Annotated in this window: 17 protein-coding genes; 7 read left to right on the top strand and 10 right to left on the bottom strand. The window is 72.1% G+C overall.

Going from position 1 to position 19,272, the window contains the following annotated elements:
• Positions 1–449: 449 nt before the first annotated feature.
• On the bottom strand, positions 450–1,208 hold the full coding sequence (locus tag IO39_RS01110) for a hypothetical protein (RefSeq protein ID WP_157547771.1): 759 nt from the start codon (positions 1,206–1,208) through the stop codon (positions 450–452).
• Between the two features lie 225 nt (positions 1,209–1,433).
• Between IO39_RS01110 and IO39_RS50125 the strand changes: the two genes are divergently transcribed.
• Together IO39_RS50125 and IO39_RS01100 are read left to right on the top strand one after the other, a co-directional pair.
• Positions 1,434–2,690, top strand: coding sequence for a helix-turn-helix domain-containing protein (locus IO39_RS50125; RefSeq protein WP_052422307.1), 1,257 nt, complete (start codon positions 1,434–1,436; stop codon positions 2,688–2,690).
• A 213-nt stretch (positions 2,691–2,903) separates the two neighbouring features.
• Entirely contained in the window at positions 2,904–3,698 is a 795-nt protein-coding gene (locus IO39_RS01100) for an SAM-dependent methyltransferase (protein WP_052422306.1), read from the top strand.
• 62 nt (positions 3,699–3,760) lie between these two features.
• On the opposite strand, the gene IO39_RS01095 is transcribed toward IO39_RS01100, so the two are convergent.
• The 4 genes from IO39_RS01095 to IO39_RS01080 all read right to left on the bottom strand — a co-directional run bounded on the left by IO39_RS01095 (position 3,761) and on the right by IO39_RS01080 (position 8,199).
• Entirely contained in the window at positions 3,761–5,347 is a 1,587-nt protein-coding gene (locus IO39_RS01095; protein WP_052422305.1) for an MFS transporter, read from the bottom strand.
• 12 nt (positions 5,348–5,359) lie between these two features.
• The gene (locus IO39_RS01090; protein WP_043614766.1) at positions 5,360–5,779 is read right to left on the bottom strand and encodes a hypothetical protein; all 420 of its coding nucleotides are present in this window, start codon (positions 5,777–5,779) and stop codon (positions 5,360–5,362) included.
• Positions 5,776–7,293 (bottom strand): hypothetical protein, encoded by a 1,518-nt coding sequence (locus IO39_RS01085; protein ID WP_043614313.1) that lies wholly within the window; start codon positions 7,291–7,293, stop codon positions 5,776–5,778. The genes IO39_RS01090 and IO39_RS01085 overlap by 4 nt, the downstream gene beginning before the upstream one ends.
• 87 nt (positions 7,294–7,380) lie before the next feature.
• Positions 7,381–8,199: a DUF4253 domain-containing protein gene (locus IO39_RS01080; RefSeq protein WP_043614310.1), complete on the bottom strand. Its 819-nt coding sequence runs from the start codon at positions 8,197–8,199 to the stop codon at positions 7,381–7,383.
• Between the two features lie 154 nt (positions 8,200–8,353).
• On the opposite strand from IO39_RS01080, the gene IO39_RS01075 reads away from it, so the two are divergent.
• Positions 8,354–8,932, top strand: a complete 579-nt coding sequence (locus IO39_RS01075) for an HAD family hydrolase (protein WP_211266853.1) — start codon at positions 8,354–8,356, stop codon at positions 8,930–8,932.
• Between the two features lie 101 nt (positions 8,933–9,033).
• On the opposite strand, the gene IO39_RS01070 is transcribed toward IO39_RS01075, so the two are convergent.
• A complete protein-coding gene (locus IO39_RS01070) occupies positions 9,034–10,062 on the bottom strand; it encodes a TIGR03118 family protein (protein WP_052422304.1) in 1,029 nt (342 codons plus the stop codon).
• A 216-nt stretch (positions 10,063–10,278) separates the two neighbouring features.
• On the opposite strand from IO39_RS01070, the gene ppgK reads away from it, so the two are divergent.
• Complete coding sequence (ppgK, locus tag IO39_RS01065) at positions 10,279–11,007, top strand: polyphosphate--glucose phosphotransferase (protein ID WP_043614304.1); 729 nt, start codon at positions 10,279–10,281, stop codon at positions 11,005–11,007.
• Between the two features lie 27 nt (positions 11,008–11,034).
• Here the strand turns inward: ppgK and IO39_RS58735 are convergent, their stop codons facing one another.
• The gene (locus tag IO39_RS58735; RefSeq protein WP_043614301.1) at positions 11,035–11,466 is read right to left on the bottom strand and encodes a MarR family winged helix-turn-helix transcriptional regulator; all 432 of its coding nucleotides are present in this window, start codon (positions 11,464–11,466) and stop codon (positions 11,035–11,037) included.
• Between the two features lie 60 nt (positions 11,467–11,526).
• Between IO39_RS58735 and IO39_RS01055 the strand changes: the two genes are divergently transcribed.
• The 3 genes from IO39_RS01055 to IO39_RS01045 all read left to right on the top strand — a co-directional run bounded on the left by IO39_RS01055 (position 11,527) and on the right by IO39_RS01045 (position 16,786).
• Positions 11,527–11,886 (top strand): VOC family protein, encoded by a 360-nt coding sequence (locus tag IO39_RS01055; protein WP_043614298.1) that lies wholly within the window; start codon positions 11,527–11,529, stop codon positions 11,884–11,886.
• 92 nt (positions 11,887–11,978) lie between these two features.
• Positions 11,979–15,851: an ATP-dependent RNA helicase HrpA gene (gene hrpA / locus IO39_RS01050; protein WP_043614295.1), complete on the top strand. Its 3,873-nt coding sequence runs from the start codon at positions 11,979–11,981 to the stop codon at positions 15,849–15,851.
• A 281-nt stretch (positions 15,852–16,132) separates the two neighbouring features.
• Complete coding sequence (locus IO39_RS01045; RefSeq protein ID WP_043614292.1) at positions 16,133–16,786, top strand: HAD family hydrolase; 654 nt, start codon at positions 16,133–16,135, stop codon at positions 16,784–16,786.
• On the opposite strand, the gene IO39_RS01040 is transcribed toward IO39_RS01045, so the two are convergent.
• From IO39_RS01040 to IO39_RS01030, 3 genes are read right to left on the bottom strand one after another with little or no spacing between them, the layout of a single operon-like run.
• Positions 16,779–17,102, bottom strand: a complete 324-nt coding sequence (locus IO39_RS01040; protein WP_245641757.1) for a DUF5709 domain-containing protein — start codon at positions 17,100–17,102, stop codon at positions 16,779–16,781. The genes IO39_RS01045 and IO39_RS01040 overlap by 8 nt on opposite strands.
• A 33-nt stretch (positions 17,103–17,135) precedes the next feature.
• Positions 17,136–17,690, bottom strand: coding sequence for a hemerythrin domain-containing protein (locus IO39_RS01035; RefSeq protein ID WP_052422303.1), 555 nt, complete (start codon positions 17,688–17,690; stop codon positions 17,136–17,138).
• A 23-nt stretch (positions 17,691–17,713) separates the two neighbouring features.
• Positions 17,714–19,258, bottom strand: a complete 1,545-nt coding sequence (locus IO39_RS01030) for a gamma-glutamyltransferase family protein (protein ID WP_043614286.1) — start codon at positions 19,256–19,258, stop codon at positions 17,714–17,716.
• Positions 19,259–19,272: the final 14 nt, after the last annotated feature.

Genomic DNA, 19,272 nt, shown 5'->3' with positions numbered 1-19,272 from the left:
GCCGGGGGGGTGGGGAAGCGCCGGGGCCAGCGCCAACGGCGCTGTCACCGGTTCCGCACAGGCGGTGGGCGGGACGGGCCGGCCATACGTGGCCGGGGACCGCCCGCCGTTCGATGTCAGCGCCCGCTCTCTCACGGCCGGGGCGATCCCGGCCGGTTCCTCGCCGGCCGGCCCCATCCCGACCGGCCTGCCTGAGGTGCGGAGGCCGCGAGACGGCCTCCGGGAAGTGCCGCGCCCGCGGGACGGCCTCCTGCCGGAGGCGCCGAGGCCCGGGGCCGGCCTCTCGATGGTGACGGGACCCTGGACGGGCCTCTGGATGGTGACGGGGCCCTGGACGGGCCTTTCCGTGGTGACGGGGCCCTGGACCGGCCGCCCGTACGGCGGCGCCTGCCCGGACGCGGCCGTGATGACCGCCGTCGCGCCCAGGCAGTACGGGGCAGGGCCGCGCGTCATCGTGCCGTCACCGCGCTCTCGGCCCCGCTCCCGGCGCCGTTCCCGCCGGCGCGCTCGGGCACGTTGGGCACGCTGACGCAGACCATGCGCTCGGTCAGCCCGGCCGGGGGCCGCGAGGCGCGCCTCCTGGCCGGTCCCGCACCGCCGGCCACCGTGCGCGCGACCTTCGAGGCCAGGGCGAGATGCTCGCCGCAGCGGCGGGCCACCGTGGCCTCCAGCCCGGCCACCTGGGCCAGCCTGAGCCGCAGCGGCTCCAGTGACGAGCGGCGTTCGAGCCCGTCGAGGTCGGCCAGCCTGGCGGGCCAGCGCAGCTCGTCCGCGCAGCGGGACTCGACCTCGGAGGGCAGCTCCCGCGCGGGGAAGCCCTCGTGACGCAGCCGGGTGGCGACCATGACGGCCGTGAACGCGGTCCTGTCGAAGTCGGCCAGCCGGCCGGCCAGCGCCGCGCCCAGCATCCTGACGCGGTGGCTCAGGCAGACCGCGCTCCAGCCGAGCAGCAGCAGGCGGTCGGGCCCGGTCTCGGTGTGCCAGCCGGCCAGCCGCAGCTCGCGCGCCATCCGGTGATGGAACTGCCAGCGGTGGCGGGGGTCGTCGAGCCAGACCTGCACTCCGCCCAGCGGCAGGCTCGCCACGTGCACGTCGGCCGCGGTGACCGAACCGGCCACGCGGGTGCAGATGCGCTGGACGACCCGCTCCTGCCCGGAGGAAACCGGATCTTCCAGGAACCAGGAGCTACCCGGGGAATCCATGGTCACGTCCGGCCACCTCCTCGACGGGGATCTCTTCAGAACCCTTGGGCTGTTAAGTCACAGTTACCACGTGCTCCGATACTCCGCTTCGATGCAGGGCTATGTCAACTCACAGTTTGCGCATAAGTTGTTAGCAGCCCGCCGGGCAGAGCTTGCCCGCATGGCAGGGGACAGTGCGGCCCGCGGTCCCTTAGGCTGGAAAAAGTTCACGGGCGGTAGGAGGTGGGTGCCGTGGCGAACTTCGCCGAACGGCTCGATCTCGCGCTGACCAAGCGCGGCTTCACCGGCGCGCAGGTCGCCTCCGCCCTGACGGAGGCCGGCATCCCGATCACCCGTGCCTACGTCAGCCAGCTGCGCACGGGCAAGCAGACCAACCCCACGCTGCAGGTGCTGCGGGCGCTGGCCTCCTGCCTCCAGGTGAGCGTCGGCTGGCTGGTCGGCGACGACTACCTCGAGTCCGGCTCCGTGGAGGACCTGCAGCTGCGCGCGGCCACCATCGGCCTGTCCGCCTCCGGCCTGTCCGAGACCTCGCTGACCGTGCTGCGCGGCGTGATCGAGCTGGCCCGCAAGGCCGAGGGGCTGCCCGAGGAGCCCGAGCCGTCCGCCGACATCCCCGAGGCGGGCGCGCCGCTGAGCGACCCGCAGCGCCGGGCGCTGGGCAAGCGGCTGCACGGCCTGCGCCTGGCCGCGCAGCTCTCCGTCGAGCAGGTGGAGACCGCGATCGGCAGGGGCGCGGCGGCGATCCCCGCCATCGAGGAGGGCCGGCTCGCCCCCGCGCCGATCACCGTCGAGCGCCTGCTGACCGTCTACGGCGTCTCGGTCCCGCCGATCCGCGAATACGTGTTGTCGCTGGCCAGGGGCGAGCGCGAGGCCGCCTGGTACGACGCGATGTCCATCCCCGTCTGGCTGGCCACCGGCTACGCGCTCGAACAACGCGCCACGGTGATCCGCACCTACCACAACCAGTTCGTCCCGCCGCTGCTGCAGACCGAGGAATACGCCAGGGCCGCGATCACCGTGGCGGGCCCGGCCACGCTCGGGCAGCAGACGGTGGAAGAGGCGCTGGCCCTCGTGCTGGCCCGCCAGGAGGCCGTGGCCCGCGACAGCGGGGTCGTGCTCTGGGCCGTGATCGACGAGAGCGTGCTGACGCGCTCGATCGTCGGGCGGCACGTCCAGCTCCGCCAGCTCGAGGTGCTGATCGAGCACGCCAAGCGGCCCAACGTCTCGCTGCACGTGGTGCCGCTGGAGGATCCGGCCTACGTGCCGCGCACGGGCCCGTTCACGCTGTGGCGCTTCGCGGAGGCGTTCGAGCCCGACATCGCCTGCGCCCACGGGATCGAGTCCGACACGCTGATCACCGACACGGCCGCGGTGGAGTCCTACCACCAGGCGTTCACGAAGCTGTCGGTGACGACGACCACGCGCGACGAGACCTTCGAGACGCTGAATTCCCATCGCGAAAAGCTTTCGCGTTCGCTGGTCATTTGAGCTGTTCCGTTGGTTTGTACCAACGAATGGTTACGTAGGTATAGCCATCATCAATGGCTTTCCCGGTTGTCTTTCCCCGTGCGGCGAGGATCATATGGTCTGGGTCATCGAGTGGGGTCCGAAAGGATCAGCTTTTTCCCGCGATAGTGGGCGAGGGGAAAGGGGTAACACTCAATGCGTCAGCGTGCCATCCGAAACCTGGCGAAACTGGAGATGACCCACGCACGGCTCACCCGGATCCTCGACGCCGCCGCGGGTGGGAAGAACAACTTCGTGGCCGACCGGGACGCGATGCGCCGTTACGACCAGGCGGCCCCGATCACGACGACGGCCGCCAGGGCCGTGCTCCAATATCTGTGCCGTGTGGTCCGTCATCTGGCGGGTGAAGGCGTCGACCAGTTCGTGATCATCGGCAGCGGGGTGCCGAGCGGCCTGCCGCCGGGCAGGCAGTTGCACGACGTCGCCCGCCATGCCCTGCGCTCCTCGACGCCGCGCGTGGTCTACGTGGAGAACGACCCTATGGTGCTGGCCGGGGCGCGGGCGACCATCGAACCCGTCACCGACCTCGTACGCGTCGTAGAGGGCGACGTGCGCGAGATCGACGACATCCTCGATGACCGGGTGGTGCAGACGTTCCTCGACTGGGACCGGCCCATGGCCGTATTGCTGCTGTCCGCCCACAGCCTGAACGACGACGAATACTTCCATTACGTGATCAAACGCATCAGGCAGGCGGTGCCCGAGCGGAGCTACCTGTCGCTGTTGCAGACCACGTTCGACGCGATCCCGCAGGAGTTGTTGCCGGCCATTCACGACCTGCTGGCGATGACGCTCCCCGGCCACGCGATTCGCACCCGGGAGGAGGTCGAGGCATTGCTGGACGGCCTGGTGCTGGTCGATCCGGGGCTGGTGTGGGTTCCGGAATGGCGGCCCCATGGCCACGACATCGTCTGCGCCGAACAACCCGGCGCGTCGGGCAACTACGGCGCCGTGGCCCTGATCCCCTGACGCGCCACGCGGCGGAGGGTTCCGCGACTCGGACTCGCGGCGGAGGGTTCCGCCGACTCGCGCTACGCGGCGGAGGGCTCCGCCGGCTCGCCGGCCGGGCCCTTGGCCGGCTCGACGCCGAACACCAGCACCGCGATCACGGCGAGCACGAGGGGCACCGCCCCGAGCAGCGCGGTCGTGCCGATGGACGGCGCCGCCGCGCCCGCGACCAGCACGCCGGTCACGGCCACGCCGCCGAACTTGCCGACGCCCGCCGACAGCCCGGAGCCGCGCGAGCGCACCCGGGTCGGGTAGATCTCGGAGCTGTAGGCGGCCAGCACCGCGGCGATCGCCGCCGTCCCCACGATCGGCCCCGCCAGCAGCAGGTAGAGCCAGGTGCGGTCCTGCGCCAGCGTCTCGCCGGAGAACGACAGCACCAGCAGCGCCACGCCCACCAGCGCCGAGAGCACCACGATCGTCTTCTTGGCGCTCCACAGGCCGTACATCGCGGCCGAGACGAAGATCAGCGGCAGCCCGAGCAGCGTCGAGTCCGCCAGCGCCCGGTCCGCGGTCGGCTGGTCGAGCCCGAGCCGCTGCAGGTTCGACGGGATCCAGAGCTGGAAGCCGTACGTGACCAGCCCGATGCTCAGCCCCAGGATCACCACGGCCACCGTGAGCCCGGTGAACGGCCGGCGGAACAGCCGCGAGTAGCCGCCCCCGTGCTCGTCCTCGACCCGCTCCACCTCGGCGTCCGAGGCGATCTCGGCGCCGTACCTGGCCATCACCGCGCGGGCCTCGGCGTCGCGGCCGTGGGCCAGCAGGAAGCGCGGCGACTCGGGGATGAACCGGTTGAGCAGGATCAGGAACACCCCCGTGGGCAGGCCCACCAGCCACAACACCCGCCAGGAGTACTCCGGTGCCAGCGTGGCCGACAACCAGCTCGCCAGCAGGTACGCCACCGCCAGGTTGCCGCCGATCAGCACCATGACCCAGCCCTTGTGCCGGGGCGGGATCGTCTCGGCCAGCAGCGAGAACGCGATCGGCAACATGCCGCCCGCGCCCAGTCCCATCGCCACGCACATGAGCAGGTTGCCCGCGAAGCTGGGCATGACGCCGCAGATGGCGGTGCCGATGAACAGCACGCCCGCGTACAGGATGGAGGGCTTGCGGCCGATCTTGTCGCCCAGCCAGCCCCACAGCAGCGAGCCCAGCACGGTCCCGGTCAGGCCGAACAGCGGCAGCAGGGCCACCGGCAGGTCACCGCCGGGGTTGAGCGGCGACTTCAGGCCGTACTCCGCGACCATGCCCGGCGCGACGAAGCCGAGCGTGATCGGCTTCATCGCGTCGATCACCACGGCCACCGACATGACCACGATGAGCCCGATGTGCGCCGGGCGCATCCGCTGGTCGTCCAGCGCCCGCACCCGCACCTCGCCCGCCGGCCTGGCGGCGAACGCCCCCGGCGGCACCAGCCCCCACGCGGCCACGACCAGCCCCACGACGATCAGCACCATGCCGATCGTCATCGGCAGGTCCATCGGCATCCCGGCCAGCCGGTAGTGCATCTCCGCGCCGTGCAGGTACATCGGCAGGTGCAGCACCACCCCCGCGACCGTGGCCAGCGTGCCCAGCCAGAAGGACAGCGGCCGGGCCGGTTCGACCCCACCCATGATCTTCCCCCGTCATATCAGGCGGCCGCCCCGCAGCCGCCACTGGACGAACAGCACCCGCATGGGCCCGTTCACGAACAGCCACTGGCCGATCCACACGACCCCGAACATGACGGCGAACGCCCAGAACGGCACCGGCCCGTCCACCCCCGGCACCAGGCCCTGATCCAGCAGCCACCACATGAGCAGCCCCTCGGGGACGGCCGTGAGCAGGCCGAACAGCGTCGGCCAGTCCTTGTCCCAGCGGAACTGCATCAGCAGGTGGTAGAGCAGCTCCCAGCCCACGCCCACCACCGCCACGGCCGCCAGCACCAGGAAGGCGTCGCCGAAGGACATCGGCAGCAGCGGCGTGAGCAGCGCCGTCAGCACCACCCCCACCGTGGCCGTCACGAACAGCCGGGTCTGCACCCGCCCGGCCAGCGTCGGGATCACGCCGGCCCCCTGTTCGCCGCCCACCTGAGCCACTGCGCCACCGACCTGACCGGCCCCAGCCCCTTGCAGAAGCCGCGCCTGGCCAGGTCGTCGGCGATGTCCAGGGCCGCGGTCTGCATGCCGAGGAAGCTGTCGACGGCCAGGAAGTGGTTGCCGGCGGTGGCGGCGCCCGAGGCGTACAGGACGCCGTCGCCGTTCTCCGTGCCCAGCACCTCGAAGCTACGGCCCACCTGCAGCCGGCCCGCCTTGTTGGGGCGCGCGCCGCCGTGCCGCAGCAGGTCGTCCAGCACGCGGTGCTCGGGCATGTCGGCCTCCAGGCCGGTGCAGTCGATGATGAAGTCGGAGACGTACTGCATGGACGCCGAGCCCGCGCTGCGCGTGTGGGTGACCAGCCGGCCGTCCGGCGTCTGGTCGATGCGCTCCACCTCGGCCTGCACCGGGTGATACCAGCTGCCCTGCCTGGCCCGGCGCAGCTGCTCCTGCCAGCGCGCCAGCTTCGGCGTGGTGGTGCCGGCCACCAGCGCGGCCAGCTCGGCCCGCCGCTCCGGGGACGCCTTGCGGAACTGGGCCTTGAGCTGGCCGCCGAAGGCCGACTTCGGCATCGTGAACGCCTGGTAGGCCCAGCCGTCGCCGCCCTTGCGGCGCATGAACGGGTGCGGGCCGTGCGGGCCGGTGACGTAGGTGCGGAACAGGTGCACGATCTGGGTGCGCAGGCCGTGCCGCTCCCTGTCGTCCATGAGGCGCTGCAGCACGCGCGAGGCCACGATGCCCGCCCCGCGCACCACCACCACGCCGGGACGCCTGCTGAGCTGGTCGTAGACGTGCTCATGCGGCTCGTACGCGTTGACCACGCGATAGCGCTCGCCCCGCCGCTGCCGGAACTCCTGCAGATCGTCCAGGAACTTCAGCCCCGGATATCCCACGGCCAGGTGCACGAACCGGGAGCGCAGCGCCACCCGCTTGGTCGGCCCGCTGCCCGCCGGCGGGGTCAGCACGGTGAAGTAGCCGCCGCCCAGCCGCTTCCTGACCATCCGCACCTGGCCCTTGGCCAGCATCTCCCAGTAGCCGATGCGGTCGGCCTCGCGCTGCACGCCGCTCATGACCTGCGCGGCCCGCGGGCTGTAGAAGTCGGTCAGGACCGGCTCGGTGAGCACCTGGAGCAGCGGCTTGAGCGAGCGGTCCTGCCAGGCCTCCTGCACCGCGTACGACGGGAAGCCCCAGATGTTGTCGGGCCGCGCGCCGGAGTCGGAGCGGATGCGCTCGCGGGCCGGGAGCTGCGAGACCCGCGTCAGGTACTCCCACGTCTGCCAGGGCGTGTCGCTGGTGGAGAGCACCCGCATCGCGGAGGTGGGCACGCCGCGGATGCGCAGCACGTCGAGCAGGGTGAACGAGCCGAGACCGCCGCCCACCGACACCAGCGGCATGTCGTAGACGGGGATGCCCGCCGCACCCACCAGGGCATCGCCCCAGACGGAGGAGTGCAGCAGCTCCGGCGTGAGATCTCCCCAGGACACGGAAGTTAAAGCTAGCGTAAAACGGCCCCTTTCCGCCCCGCCGGAAGACTCCGTCTCACCGGAGCGACATGGTCCTGTCCAAGCGGCTCAGTCCCACCAGAACGACCAGGCGTGCCCGCCGATGATTTGCTCGGCGTACCCCTGCAGATCGCCCGCGCCCTGCACCACGTTGTCGGGACAGAACGTCCAGTGCTCGGCCGCCACGTGTAACGCGTGCTCGGGGTCCACCGGCGGCGCCGCCACGCTCAGGTCGAGCGTGTTGAACCCGACGCTCACCACCCGCGCCCCGAACCGGTCCTCCCAGCTGCGCACCACCGCCGCCATCGGCACCATCCACTCGTTGTGGTGCAGCGCCCCCTGCCACCCCATGACCGCCAGCGTGTCCGCGCCCCGGCCCGCGGCCACCAGGCCCAGCGGCATGCCCTTGCCGGCCAGCTCGCCCGCCAGCCAGTCGGCCACCGCCTCGGGATCGGCCTTCAGCACCCCGGGCGCGGCCAGACCGGGACAGATCGCGCCGTACGGCTCCAGCTCGGCCATCGCGTCGTGCGGCATCTGGGCCACCCACTCCTGCCACACCTCGGTCATGAACCCCTCGGCGGTGAAGTGGTCGATCTGGCGGGGATCGTCCGGCACCACCTGCCCGACCGCCCACGGCTGCGCCGACTCGTCGAGCAGGAGCGGCCACAGGCCGCTGTGCGGGTGCCATTCGCGCAGCAGCGCCCAGTCCGCGCCGCTCGCCGGCCCGTCGCTCATCCAGAACGCCGGCCGCGGCGCCTCCCCCTGCCCGGTGTAGCCGGGATCCGGCCAGACCACGTCACCGGGGGGCAACGCCACGGGCAGCCTGCGCCCCCTGCCGCCGTCGGCGAACAGGCGGCCCAGCTCGCGTGGCAGCCGATGATCGCTCATGCCCTACCGTTCCGATACCCAACCCTGTCTCGGAGATGGTAGTGCCGCCGGTCGCCCCGGCACCTGACCGCGGCCCGCGAACGCCCCGACCGGCCGGCCGGCGGGTCGCGGCGGACCTGCCCTCCGGCCGCGCCGCTGGGGCAGAATGCTGTTCGTGCTCCCCTTTGACGCGGTTCTCAGCGACTTCGACGGCGTGCTGCGCCACTTCGACCACGCCGCCCAGGCCGACATCGAGGCCCGTTACGGCCTGCCCCTCATGAAGACGGCCTTCGACCCCGAGGTGATCCTGCCTCCCACGCTCGGCCAGGTCACCGAGGCGGAGTGGGCCGAGTCGATCGCCGTGGCCCTGGGCGGGGACGAGCGCGCCCGCCGGGCCGTGGCCGAGTTCATGGCGATCGAGTTCTGGGTGGACGAAAAGGTCAAGGCGCTGCTGGCCAGGGCGCAGGAGCGGGTGCCGGTGATCATCGTGACCAACGCGATGGACACGCTGGAGGAGCACATCGACCGGCTGGGGCTGACGTACTTCGCCGACGACGTGGTCAGCAGCGCGCGGGTCGGCGTGGCCAAGCCCGACCGGCGCATCTACGAGATCGCCGCCGAACGCGCCGGTGTGCCGCCGGAGCGCTGCCTGTTCGTGGACGACCGGCAGGCGAACGTCGAGGCCGCCAGGGCGCTCGGCATGACGGGCGTGCACTACCGCGCCTACGCCGATCTGGCGGCCGTGCTGGCCTGACCGTCCTCGGCTTCCCGTGCGTACGGAGCCGCCGTCCCCCGCCGTCGTGGGCGAGCTGCGCTTCTCGCCGGGGCGGAGGGACGGCGGCGGCCGGACGCCTGTCAGTACCCGCCGTAGCCGTTCTGGGAGGGCGGCTGGGTAGTGGCGCCCGTCCGGTGGCCCGACGGGTGCGACGGGCTGCCCGACGGCGCGGCGGGCGCCGAGCTGACCTTCGTGCCCTGCGGCGCGATGACCCCGATCAGGCCGTGCTTGGTGCCGTCGATGCCGGCGGAGAACCACAGCGAGCTCTCGCCGCCGGTCGCGGCGGTGCCGGGCTCCAGGTCCCACAGCCCGGGCAGCACGACCGGCCTGCCGTCGGACGTGCGCAGCGAGCCGAGGTGGCGGCCGTTCCGGTAGGCGTGCACGGTCCCGTCGCCGAAGTTGCCGACCAGCAGCGCGCCCCGGTACTGGCTCCAGCCCTTCGGGGCCGCCGTGATGCCCCAGGGCGCGTTCAGCCCGACGCGCGAGATCCGGCCGGTCAGGCGTCCCTCGGCGGTGAAGCGGCTGACGAAGCCCTTGCCCCTGCCGAAGACCGGCTTGCCGGTGGCGGCGTCGCGCAGCGCGTACGCGACCCAGATGTTGCCGTTGGCCACCGCCACGTTGTAGGCGCGGTAGCCCCTGGGCACCGCCCGGTCCCTGAACTGCCAGCGCGCCAGGCTGATGCGCCGGAAGTCCTCGTCGAAGGCGTGGATGCGCCCGCCGGCGAAGTCCGCCGCCAGCAGGAACGCCTCGTCCTCGGTCTGGACGAGCTCCAAGCCCTTGTAGTCGGCGCCGCGGGTGAAGGCCGCGATGATCGCGTTGGCCGGGTCGACCTCCGCGTTCCAGCCGGTGATGGCGCCGCTGGGGCTGGAGAAGATGAAGGTGGCCGGCTTGCCCTTCACGGTGAAGCCGTCACCGGGGTTGAACACCTGGCCGGTGGGAGCCCCGCCGGGGATGGCGACCTCCGTCCGCTCCTTCTTGCCCGTCCCGGAGTAGACGGTGGCGCTGCCTGTGCCGGTGTTCGAAACCCACAGGGTCTTTCCCATGGCCAGGCCCCACGGGTTGACGACCTTGGGGTCGGTGACAGGGGCTTTGCCCTTGACGTCCGACACAAGGTTGATGACGTCGAATCGCGTCCTGGTGGTGGCGTGTGCGGGAGAGGTGAGAGTCGCTCCCAAGACGACCGCGACAGCGCAGAGTGTGATGATGCGTGGCCGCATCCGTTGCCTCCTAATGAGCGCTTGTGACGCGAGATACGCGGAGGGCGGGAGACGGGTTCAGCCGTCCGGAAATAGAGTTTCCGGCGTCTGGTGGGGGAGATGAGATTCATGAACGTGTTGGGCATCGACATCGGCGGCACCGGGATCAAGGGCGCGCCGGTCGACACGCGGACCGGTGAGCTGCTGGAAGAGCGGCTGCGCGTGCCGACGCCACAGCCGTCGTCACCCGAGACCGTGGCGGAGGTGGTGGCCTCGATCGCCGGGCATTTCGGCTGGAACGGCCCGGTCGGCGTCACGTTCCCCGGCGTCGTGGTGGACGGCGTGGTGAAGACCGCCGCCAACGTGGACCACGCGTGGGTCGGCGTGGACGCGGCCCGGCTGTTCGGCGGCGCGACGGTGCTGAACGACGCCGACGCGGCCGGCCTGGCCGAGGTGCGCTTCGGGCGGGGGCGCGGGCAGCGCGGCACCGTGCTGGTGCTGACGTTCGGCACGGGGATCGGCAGCGCGCTGTTCACCGACGGGGTGCTGCTGCCCAACACCGAGCTGGGGCACCTGCGGCTGCACGGCAGGGACGCCGAGCACCGGGCCTCGGCGCGGGCCAGGGAGGAGCACGAGCTGAGCTGGGAGGAGTGGGCCGAGCGGGTGGAGGAGTACCTGCGTTACGTGGAGATGCTGTTCACCCCTTCGCTGATCGTGGTGGGCGGGGGCGCGAGCAAGAAGGCGCACAAGTTCCTGCCGCACATCCGGCTCGACACGCCCGTGGCGCCGGCGGCGCTGCAGAACCAGGCGGGCATCATCGGCGCCGCCCACGCCGCGGCGGGTCCGCCGGCCGGCTGATCCGCCCGGCCGCCTGCCGGGCGGGCGTCACTGTGACAGGGACTCGGCCATGTCCTCCAGCTGCGCCAGGAGGATCCGGGTCTGCTCCGGGTCCAGCCGGGCGGTCAGCCGGGCCTCGATCGCCAGCACGTCCGCCCTGGCCGCCTCCAGGACCCGTTCGCCCTCGGCCGTCAGCCGCGTCGGCAGCGCCCGCCCCGACGGGGCGGTCGAGGGCCGTTCCACCAGCCCCGCCTCCTCCAGGTTGCGCAGCACCACGTTCATCGACTGCCGGCTCACGAACGCCCCGCGCGCCAGCTCCGCGTTCGACAGCCGGGGCTGCTGCCCGAGCAGCTCCAGGCACGCGTACTGCGGCGTCGTGAGCCCGTGAACGCGCAGCGCGCCGTCCATGGCGGCGCGCAGGGCGGCCTGCACCCGCTTGAGCTGGTAGCCGACGGTCCGGCGGGCGTCCTGTTGCGTCATGTCAGAATTCTGACATATGGTCTCCTATGTCAAAACTCTGACATGTAGAGGGAGCAGACCATGACCGTCACCGGTGTCGACTTCGTCGCCCTTCAGGTTCGCGATCTGGCCGGGGCCGCCGCGTTCTACGAGACCCGCCTCGGGCTGGAGCGCGCCCCCGTGTCGCCTCCGCACGCGATCGTGTTCGCGACCGAGCCCATCGCCTTCGCCGTGCGCGAGCCGCTCCCCGGCGTGGAGCTGCCCCAGCGGCCCGGCGCCGGCGTGGCGCTCTGGCTCAAGGCCGGGGACGCGCAGCGGCTGCACGACGAGCTGCTCGCGGCGGGCGTGCCCATCGTGACCCCGCCCGTGGACGGCCCCTTCGGGCGCACGTTCAGCTTCGCCGACCCCGAGGGCTACGTGATCACGATCCACGATCGGTAGACACGCCGATATTGGGATGCGCGGGTGCGCCGCGTCGGGCAGCATGGGCGGTTGGCTCCGGGGATGCCGGGCTCAAATATCCTGAAAGCAGTATGGGAACGCCTTCGTTGTCCTCTCCACTCGCCGAGCTCCAGTCCCGCCTGCCCGAGCTCATGCCGCGCGACCAGCGGCGGCTGCGGCGCAGGCTCGACGGCATGCGCCGGGTCCGCTCCCGCGACACGCGCGACAAGATCGCCGCGGAGATCCTCGCCGACGTGGAACGCGCCGAGCAGCGTCTGGTACGACGCCGCGAAGCCGTGCCAGAGGTGAAATATCCGGAAAACCTGCCTGTCTCCCAGCGGAAAGACGACATCCTCGCGGCCATCCGCGACCACCAGGTCGTGATCATCGCCGGCGAGACGGGCTCCGGCAAGACCACCCAGATCCCCAAGATCTGCCTGGAGCTGGGCCGGGGCGTGCGCGGGCTGATCGGCCACACCCAGCCCCGCCGCATCGCCGCCCGCACCGTCGCCGAGCGCATCGCCGAAGAGCTGGGCACCGGCCTCGGCGAGGTGGTCGGCTACAAGGTGCGCTTCACCGACCAGGCGAGCGAGCGCACCCTGGTCAAGCTGATGACCGACGGCATCCTGCTGGCCGAGCTGCAGAACGACCGCCTGCTCGACCAGTACGACACGCTGATCATCGACGAGGCCCACGAGCGCAGCCTCAACATCGACTTCATCCTCGGCTACCTGAAACAGCTCCTGCCCCAGCGCCCCGACCTCAAGGTCATCATCACCAGCGCCACGATCGACCCCGAGCGCTTCTCGCGCCACTTCGACGACGCGCCGATCATCGAGGTCTCCGGCCGCACCTACCCCGTCGAGGTGCGCTACCGGCCGCTGGAGGAGGACGACGACCAGACGCAGGGCATCGTCGACGCCTGCCGCGAGCTGATCGGCGAGGGCCCCGGCGACATCCTGGTCTTCCTGTCCGGCGAGCGGGAGATCCGCGACGCCGCCGACGCGCTGGGCAAGGCGGAGTTCCGCAACACCGAGATCCTGCCGCTCTACGCCCGGCTGAGCGCCGCCGAGCAGCACCGCGTCTTCCAGCGCCACACCGGCCGCCGCATCGTGCTGGCCACCAACGTCGCCGAGACCTCGCTGACCGTCCCCGGCATCAAATACGTCGTCGACCCCGGCTACGCCCGCATCTCCCGCTACAGCCACCGCACCAAGGTGCAGCGCCTGCCGATCGAGCCCATCTCGCAGGCCAGCGCCAACCAGCGCAAGGGCCGCTCGGGGCGCACGTCCGACGGCATCTGCATCCGGCTCTACGAGGAGGACGACTTCCTCAGCCGGCCCGAGTTCACCGACCCCGAGATCCTGCGCACCAACCTGGCCTCCGTCATCCTCCAGATGACCTCGATCGGGCTGGGCGACATCGAGGCGTTCCCGTTCGTCGAGCCGCCCGACCGCCGCCAGGTCAAGGACGGCGTCAACCTGCTGCACGAGCTGGGCGCGTTCGACGCCCACAACAACCTCACCGGCATCGGCCGCAAGCTCGCCCAGCTCCCGGTCGACCCGCGCCTGGGCCGCATGGTCCTCGAAGCGGAGAAGAACGGCTGCCTGCGCGAGGTCATGGTGATCGCCGCCGCCCTGTCCATCCAGGACCCGCGCGAGCGTCCCTCCGACAAGCAGCAGCAGGCCGACGAGAAGCACCGCCGCTTCGCCGACCCCGAGTCCGACTTCATGGCCTACCTCAACCTGTGGAACTACCTGCGCGACAAGCAGAAAGAGCTGTCCTCCAGCGCGTTCCGGCGGTTGTGCAAGGCCGAGTTCCTCAACTACCTGCGCGTACGCGAGTGGCAGGACATCTACAGCCAGCTCCGCCAGGCGCTCGGCGCCCGGCCCGACAGCGGCGTCGCCGACCCCCAGCGGGTGCACACCTCGCTGCTGGTCGGGCTGCTGTCGCACATCGGCGTCAAGGACGTCATGGACAAGCGCGCCGGCGGCGACGGCCGCCGGCCGATCCAGGAATACCTGGGCGCCCGCAACGCCCGCTTCGCCATCTTCCCCGGCTCCGCGCTGGCCAGGAAGCAGCCGCAGTGGGTCATGTCGGCCGAGCTGGTCGAGACCTCGCGCCTGTGGGCCAGGGTCAACGCCAAGATCGAGCCCGACTGGGTCGAGCCGCTCGCCCAGCACCTCGTCAAGCGCACCTACTCCGAGCCGCACTGGGAGAAGAACCAGGGCGCCGTGATCGCCCTGGAGAAGGTCACCCTGTACGGCGTGCCGCTCGTGGTCGGCCGCAAGGTCAACTACGGCCGCATCGACCCCGACCTGTCGCGCGAGCTGTTCATCAGGCACGCGCTGGTGGAGGGCGACTGGGACACCCACCACCAGTTCCTCAAGGACAACCGGCGGCTGCTCGAAGAGGTCGAGGAGCTGGAGAACCGCGCCCGCCGCCGCGACATCCTGGTCGACGACGAGGCGCTCTACGACTTCTACGACCAGCGCGTGCCGGCCGACGTGGTCTCGGCCCGCCACTTCGACTCCTGGTGGAAGAAGGTCAGGCAGGACCAGCCCGACCTGCTCACGTTCTCGCCGGAGATGCTGGTCAACGAGGGCGCCGACATCAGCGCCCGCGACTACCCCGACACCTGGAAGCAGCTCGGTCAGCGCATGAAGCTGACCTACCAGTTCGAGCCCGGCACCGACGCCGACGGCGTCACCGTGCACGTGCCGCTCCAGGTGCTCAACCAGATCAGCTCCGACGGCTTCGACTGGCAGATCCCCGGCCTGCGCGAAGAGCTGATCACCGCGCTGATCCGCTCGCTGCCCAAGCACCTGCGCCGCAACTTCGTGCCCGCCCCCAACTACGCCAAGCAGGTGCTGGCGGGCGTCAAGCAGGGCGGCGAGCCGCTGCTGGCGGCCGTCGAGCGCGAGCTGCTGCGGCTGACCGGCGTGCGGGTGCCCCGCGACGCCTGGCAGCTCGACCAGGTGCCCGACCACCTGCGCATCACCTACCGGGTGATCGATGAGCGCAAGCGCACCGTGGCCGAGGACAAAGACCTCGACGCGCTCAAGCGCCGCCTGGCGCCCCGCCTGCGCCAGACGCTCTCCCAGGCCGGCGACGACCTGGAGCGCACCGGCCTGCGCACCTGGAGCTTCGGCACCCTGCCCAGGGTCTTCGAGCAGGGCCGCATGAAGGGCTACCCGGCCCTGGTGGACGCCGGCGACTCCGTCTCCGTCAAGATCTTCGAGACGCAGGCCGAGCAGCGCCGCTCCCACTGGCCCGGCGTGCGCCGCCTGCTCCTGCTCAACGTCACCAACCCCGCCAAGTCCCTGCTCGGCGGCCTGCCCAACCAGGCCAAGCTGGCCCTGTCACGCAGCCCGCACGGCGGCGCCGTGGCGCTGTTCGACGACGTGGTCAACGCGGCCGTCGACAAGCTCATGCTCGACCTCGGCGGCCCCGCCTGGGACCCGGCCGGCTTCGACCGCCTCTACCAGCACGTGCGGGCCCACCTCTACGACACGGCCGCCGACGTGCTGGCGAAGGTGGAGCAGATCCTGAGCGTGTGGCACGAGTCCAACGTGCGCCTCGACGCGCTGCGCCCGAGCGCCGCCACCGACGACGTGCGCGACCAGCTCGGCCGCCTCGTCTACAAGGGCTTCGTGACGGCCACGGGGCAGCGGCGGCTGCCGGACATCCTGCGTTACCTGCGGGCCGTCGACCGCCGCCTCGCCAAGCTGCCCGAGGAGCCGTGGCGCGACCAGGAGTGGATGGAGCGCGTGCACAAGGTCGAGGACGACTACCACGACCTGCTGGAGCGGCTGCACCCGGCCCGGCGCGGCGACCCGGACGTGGTGGAGATCCGCTGGATGATCGAGGAGTTGCGGGTGAGCTTCTTCGCGCAGACGCTCGGCACCCCGACGCCCGTGTCGGAGAAGCGGATCGCCAAGGCGATGGAGAAACTCGCCCCCTGACGCGCGGCCGGCGGACGCGCGATTCCCGGGCGCGGTCCCTGGACGCGCGGTTCCCGGGCGCGGTCCCTGGACGCGCGGTTCCCGGCGCGCGGCCCCGGGACCCGCGGGTCCCTGACATGCGGCCCGCCGCGCCCTCAGGTGGCGGGGCCGGTCTCGTGGATCGGCCCCCTGGCGCGCCGGCGGGTGCCGGGCGCGTGAAAGGATTTCCCCTTGCGGATGGTTTGCCCGGTGCTCGCGAGGGAGCCGGGCCCGCGTGGCGAGACGGGAAGCTTGGGGGATCGATGATCGCAGCAGTGGTGTTCGACGTCGGGGAGACGCTGATCAGCGAGACGCGCATCTGGTCGCGCTGGGCCGCGCGGCTGGGCGTGAGCCCGTTCGTGCTGATGGGCGCGCTCGGCGGGATGGCCGCGCTCGACCGCCCCCACACCGACGCCTTCCGCCTGCTGCGCCCCGGCCTCGACCTCGACGCCGAGGAGGCGGCCTGGGAACGCGACGACCCCGACGGCCTGCGCAACCACTTCGACGCCGACGACCTCTACCCCGACGTGCGCGCGGCCCTGTCCGCCATCCGCGCCGCCGGCCACCAGGTGATCATCGCGGGCAACCAGCCGCGCCGGGCCTATGACGCCCTGGTCGCCATGGACCTGCCCGCCGACTCCGTGCACACCTCCGACGGCTGGGGCGTCGCCAAGCCGGAGGCGGGCTTCTTCGCCAAGGTCGCCGCGGTCGCGGGCCGCGAGCCCGGCGAGATCCTCTACGTGGGGGACCGGCTGGACAACGACGTGCTGCCGGCCGCCGCGGCGGGCATGCGGACCGCGCTGCTGCGCCGCGGCCCGTGGGGTTACCTGCACGCCGAGCGGCCGCAGGCACAGGCCGCCGACGTGATCGTCGACGACCTGCACGCCCTGCTGCCCGCCCTGCGGCGGCTCACGTGAGGTTGTCCTCGGGATCGATGCGGACCGCCCGCTCCTCGGCGGACATGTCGTCGTTGTCGTCGAGGTAGTCCGCGCCGATCTCCTCGCCGTCCCGGTCCGGCCCGAGCCCCTCGTCCGGCTGCGTCAGCCGGTGCTTGGGACGGGGCTCGTGCAGCCGCTCGGGAGCCTCCCGCCGCAGCCGCTCGTCGAGCGTGTCCCTGTGCCGGGGGTCGTCGCCGACGACCTCGTGGCGGAGGCCGAGGTCATCGGTCCATTCCGTGACTTCGATCTCCTGCTCGTCCGCCATGCCGTGCCGGTTCGGAGGTGTTTCGGTCATATTCCACCCCTACCCATGGTGCGGGCCGGAATCCTAGGACTTGGCCTGCCGCAGCGCCTGGGCCAGCTCCTCCTTGTCCATCTGCGAACGGCCGGGGATGTCGGCCCGCTGCGCCTGCTCGTACAGCTCGGCCTTGGTGGCCTCGCCGCCGGCGGTGCCGGAGGGCCCGCCGGACAGCGCCCGCAGCTCCTCGGCGCGGCGCTGCTGGAACAGCGTGCCGAGCCGCTCCAGCTCCTTGGCGTCGGCCGACTTCTTCAGCGCGGGGAGGAGCTTGGTCTCCTCCTCCTCGACGTGGTGGTTGATCGACTCGATGAGCGCGTCGAGGGCCTTGGCGAACTCCGCCGTGCCCGGTTCGGCGCGTACGAGGGAGTCGAGCAGGACCTCCGCCTCCTTGTGCTCCTCGACGCTGTGGTGGGCGTCGATGCCGGGGTAGACGCGGTCCTCCTCGGCGCGCGCGTGGGCGATGAGGAGGGCGTGCAGCTCGGCGACCGTGGCCCGCTGGTCGCCCTCCTTCTTCTTGAGCCTCTCGAAGAGGCCTTCCACGACCCTGTGATCCTTCGTGATGAGAGTGATGACGTCCGTAGCCATGGGGACGCTCGCTACCCCGATGGTCAGCGTCCAATCGCGGCGCCGACGAGCGAACGCGGATCGGCCGCCCCGGCCAGCATGCCGTCCTCGCGCACGTCGATCAGGTGGGCGTGGCCGAACGAGCCGCCGTACGGCAGGGCCGCCACCCGGTGGCCCAGCGCCGCCAGGCCGTCGCCCCAGCTCCCGCCCTCCTCCAGGTCGATGACGGCGTCGTCGGGCGCGTCCCAGGTGTCGAACCCCGTGCCGCCGGTGCCCAGCCGCCAGCGCGGCGCGGAGATCGCCGGGCCCGGCTCCTCGCCGTGCCGCAGCAGGCGGGTGATGACCTGCAGCAGGATCTGGGGCTGCGCGTCGCCGCCCATCGTGCCCGCCACGGACCTGAGCGTGCCGTCGCGGCGGGTGATCAGCGCGGGGGCGAGGGTGTGCGGCGGACGCCTGCCGGGGCCGTACTCGGCGGGGTGGCCGGGCTTGAGGGAGAAGCCGATGCCACGGTTGTGGAGGTTGATCCCGGTACGCGGCTCGAACACCATGCTGCCGAAGCCGGCCGCGTTCGACTGGATGAGCGAGACGCCCCTGCCGTCGGCGTCGATGACGCACAGGTAGGTCGTGTCGCCCGCCGCGGCCGGGGCGCGCAGCCGCAGCCGGGAGCGGGGGTCGATGAGCGCCCGCCGCCGGGTGATCTCGGCCGGGTCGAGCAGGTCCTTGGCGCCCTCGTGCAGCACGTCGAGCCGGTCGTGCCCGGCGACCCTGGCGGCCTCGGCCAGCAGGTGGGCCCAGGCGGGGTGGTGCGGCGAGCGGGGCAGGTCGAGCCCCTCGGCGATGGCCAGGGACCGCAGCAGCAGGTAGCCCTGGGAGTTGGGCGGCATCGACCAGACGTCGTGGCCGAAGGCGCGCGTCTTGAGCGGCTCGACCCAGTCGGCGCCGGGGGCGGCCAGGTCGGCCTCGGTGAACTCGCCGGCGCCCAGCCCGATCAGGCCCTCCCCGAACTCGCCGAGGTAGAAGCCGTCCCGGCCGCGCTCGGCCACGGCCGTGAGCGCGCGGGCCACGCCGGGCCTGGTCACGCGGTCGCCCGCGGCGCGTACGGAGGCGAAGTCGGCGCCGCCGGGCCGCCGGGCCGCGTTGGCCGCGCCCGCCACCATCAGCGGCGAGGCGGGGAACCCGGCCTCCGCCAGCCGGATCGCGGGGGCGAGCAGCTCGGCCATGGGCAGGCGGCCGTGCCCGGCGTGCAGGGCGGCCCAGCCGTCCACGCAGCCGGGCACGGGCACGGACCTGATGTCGTGCAGGTGCGGCATGCGCGTGTGGCCCTCGGCGCGCAGCCGGGCGGGGTCGGCGCCGGACCCCGCCCGTCCGGAGGCGTTGAGCGCGCTCACCCGGCTCCCGTCGTGGACCAGGGCGAACAGGTCGCCGCCCAGACCGCACATGTGCGGGGCGACGACGGCGAGCACGGCGTTCGCGGCGATGGCGGCGTCGGCGGCCGACCCTCCGCGCTCCAGCATCGCCAGCCCGGCCGACGAGGCCAGGTGGTCGACGCTGCACACCATGCCGGAGGGCGCGTATCTGGTGTTGTGCACGCCACGAGAGTACG

This window comes from Nonomuraea candida, assembly GCF_000725485.1.
GTDB classification, from domain to species: domain Bacteria; phylum Actinomycetota; class Actinomycetes; order Streptosporangiales; family Streptosporangiaceae; genus Nonomuraea; species Nonomuraea candida.
This window is presented reverse-complemented; position numbering and strand designations above follow the sequence as displayed.

Coding starts and splice junctions, on each gene's coding strand:
- hrpA (WP_043614295.1), top strand. CDS start 11,979: ATGGGAACGCCTTCGTTGTCCTCTCCACTCGCCGAGCTCCAGTCCCGC.
- IO39_RS01040 (WP_245641757.1), bottom strand. CDS start 17,102: ATGACCGAAACACCTCCGAACCGGCACGGCATGGCGGACGAGCAGGAG.
- IO39_RS01045 (WP_043614292.1), top strand. CDS start 16,133: ATGATCGCAGCAGTGGTGTTCGACGTCGGGGAGACGCTGATCAGCGAG.
- IO39_RS01080 (WP_043614310.1), bottom strand. CDS start 8,199: ATGAGCGATCATCGGCTGCCACGCGAGCTGGGCCGCCTGTTCGCCGAC.
- IO39_RS01100 (WP_052422306.1), top strand. CDS start 2,904: ATGACCCACGCACGGCTCACCCGGATCCTCGACGCCGCCGCGGGTGGG.
- IO39_RS01055 (WP_043614298.1), top strand. CDS start 11,527: ATGACCGTCACCGGTGTCGACTTCGTCGCCCTTCAGGTTCGCGATCTG.
- IO39_RS01035 (WP_052422303.1), bottom strand. CDS start 17,690: ATGGCTACGGACGTCATCACTCTCATCACGAAGGATCACAGGGTCGTG.
- IO39_RS01095 (WP_052422305.1), bottom strand. CDS start 5,347: ATGGGTGGGGTCGAACCGGCCCGGCCGCTGTCCTTCTGGCTGGGCACG.
- ppgK (WP_043614304.1), top strand. CDS start 10,279: ATGAACGTGTTGGGCATCGACATCGGCGGCACCGGGATCAAGGGCGCG.
- IO39_RS58735 (WP_043614301.1), bottom strand. CDS start 11,466: ATGACGCAACAGGACGCCCGCCGGACCGTCGGCTACCAGCTCAAGCGG.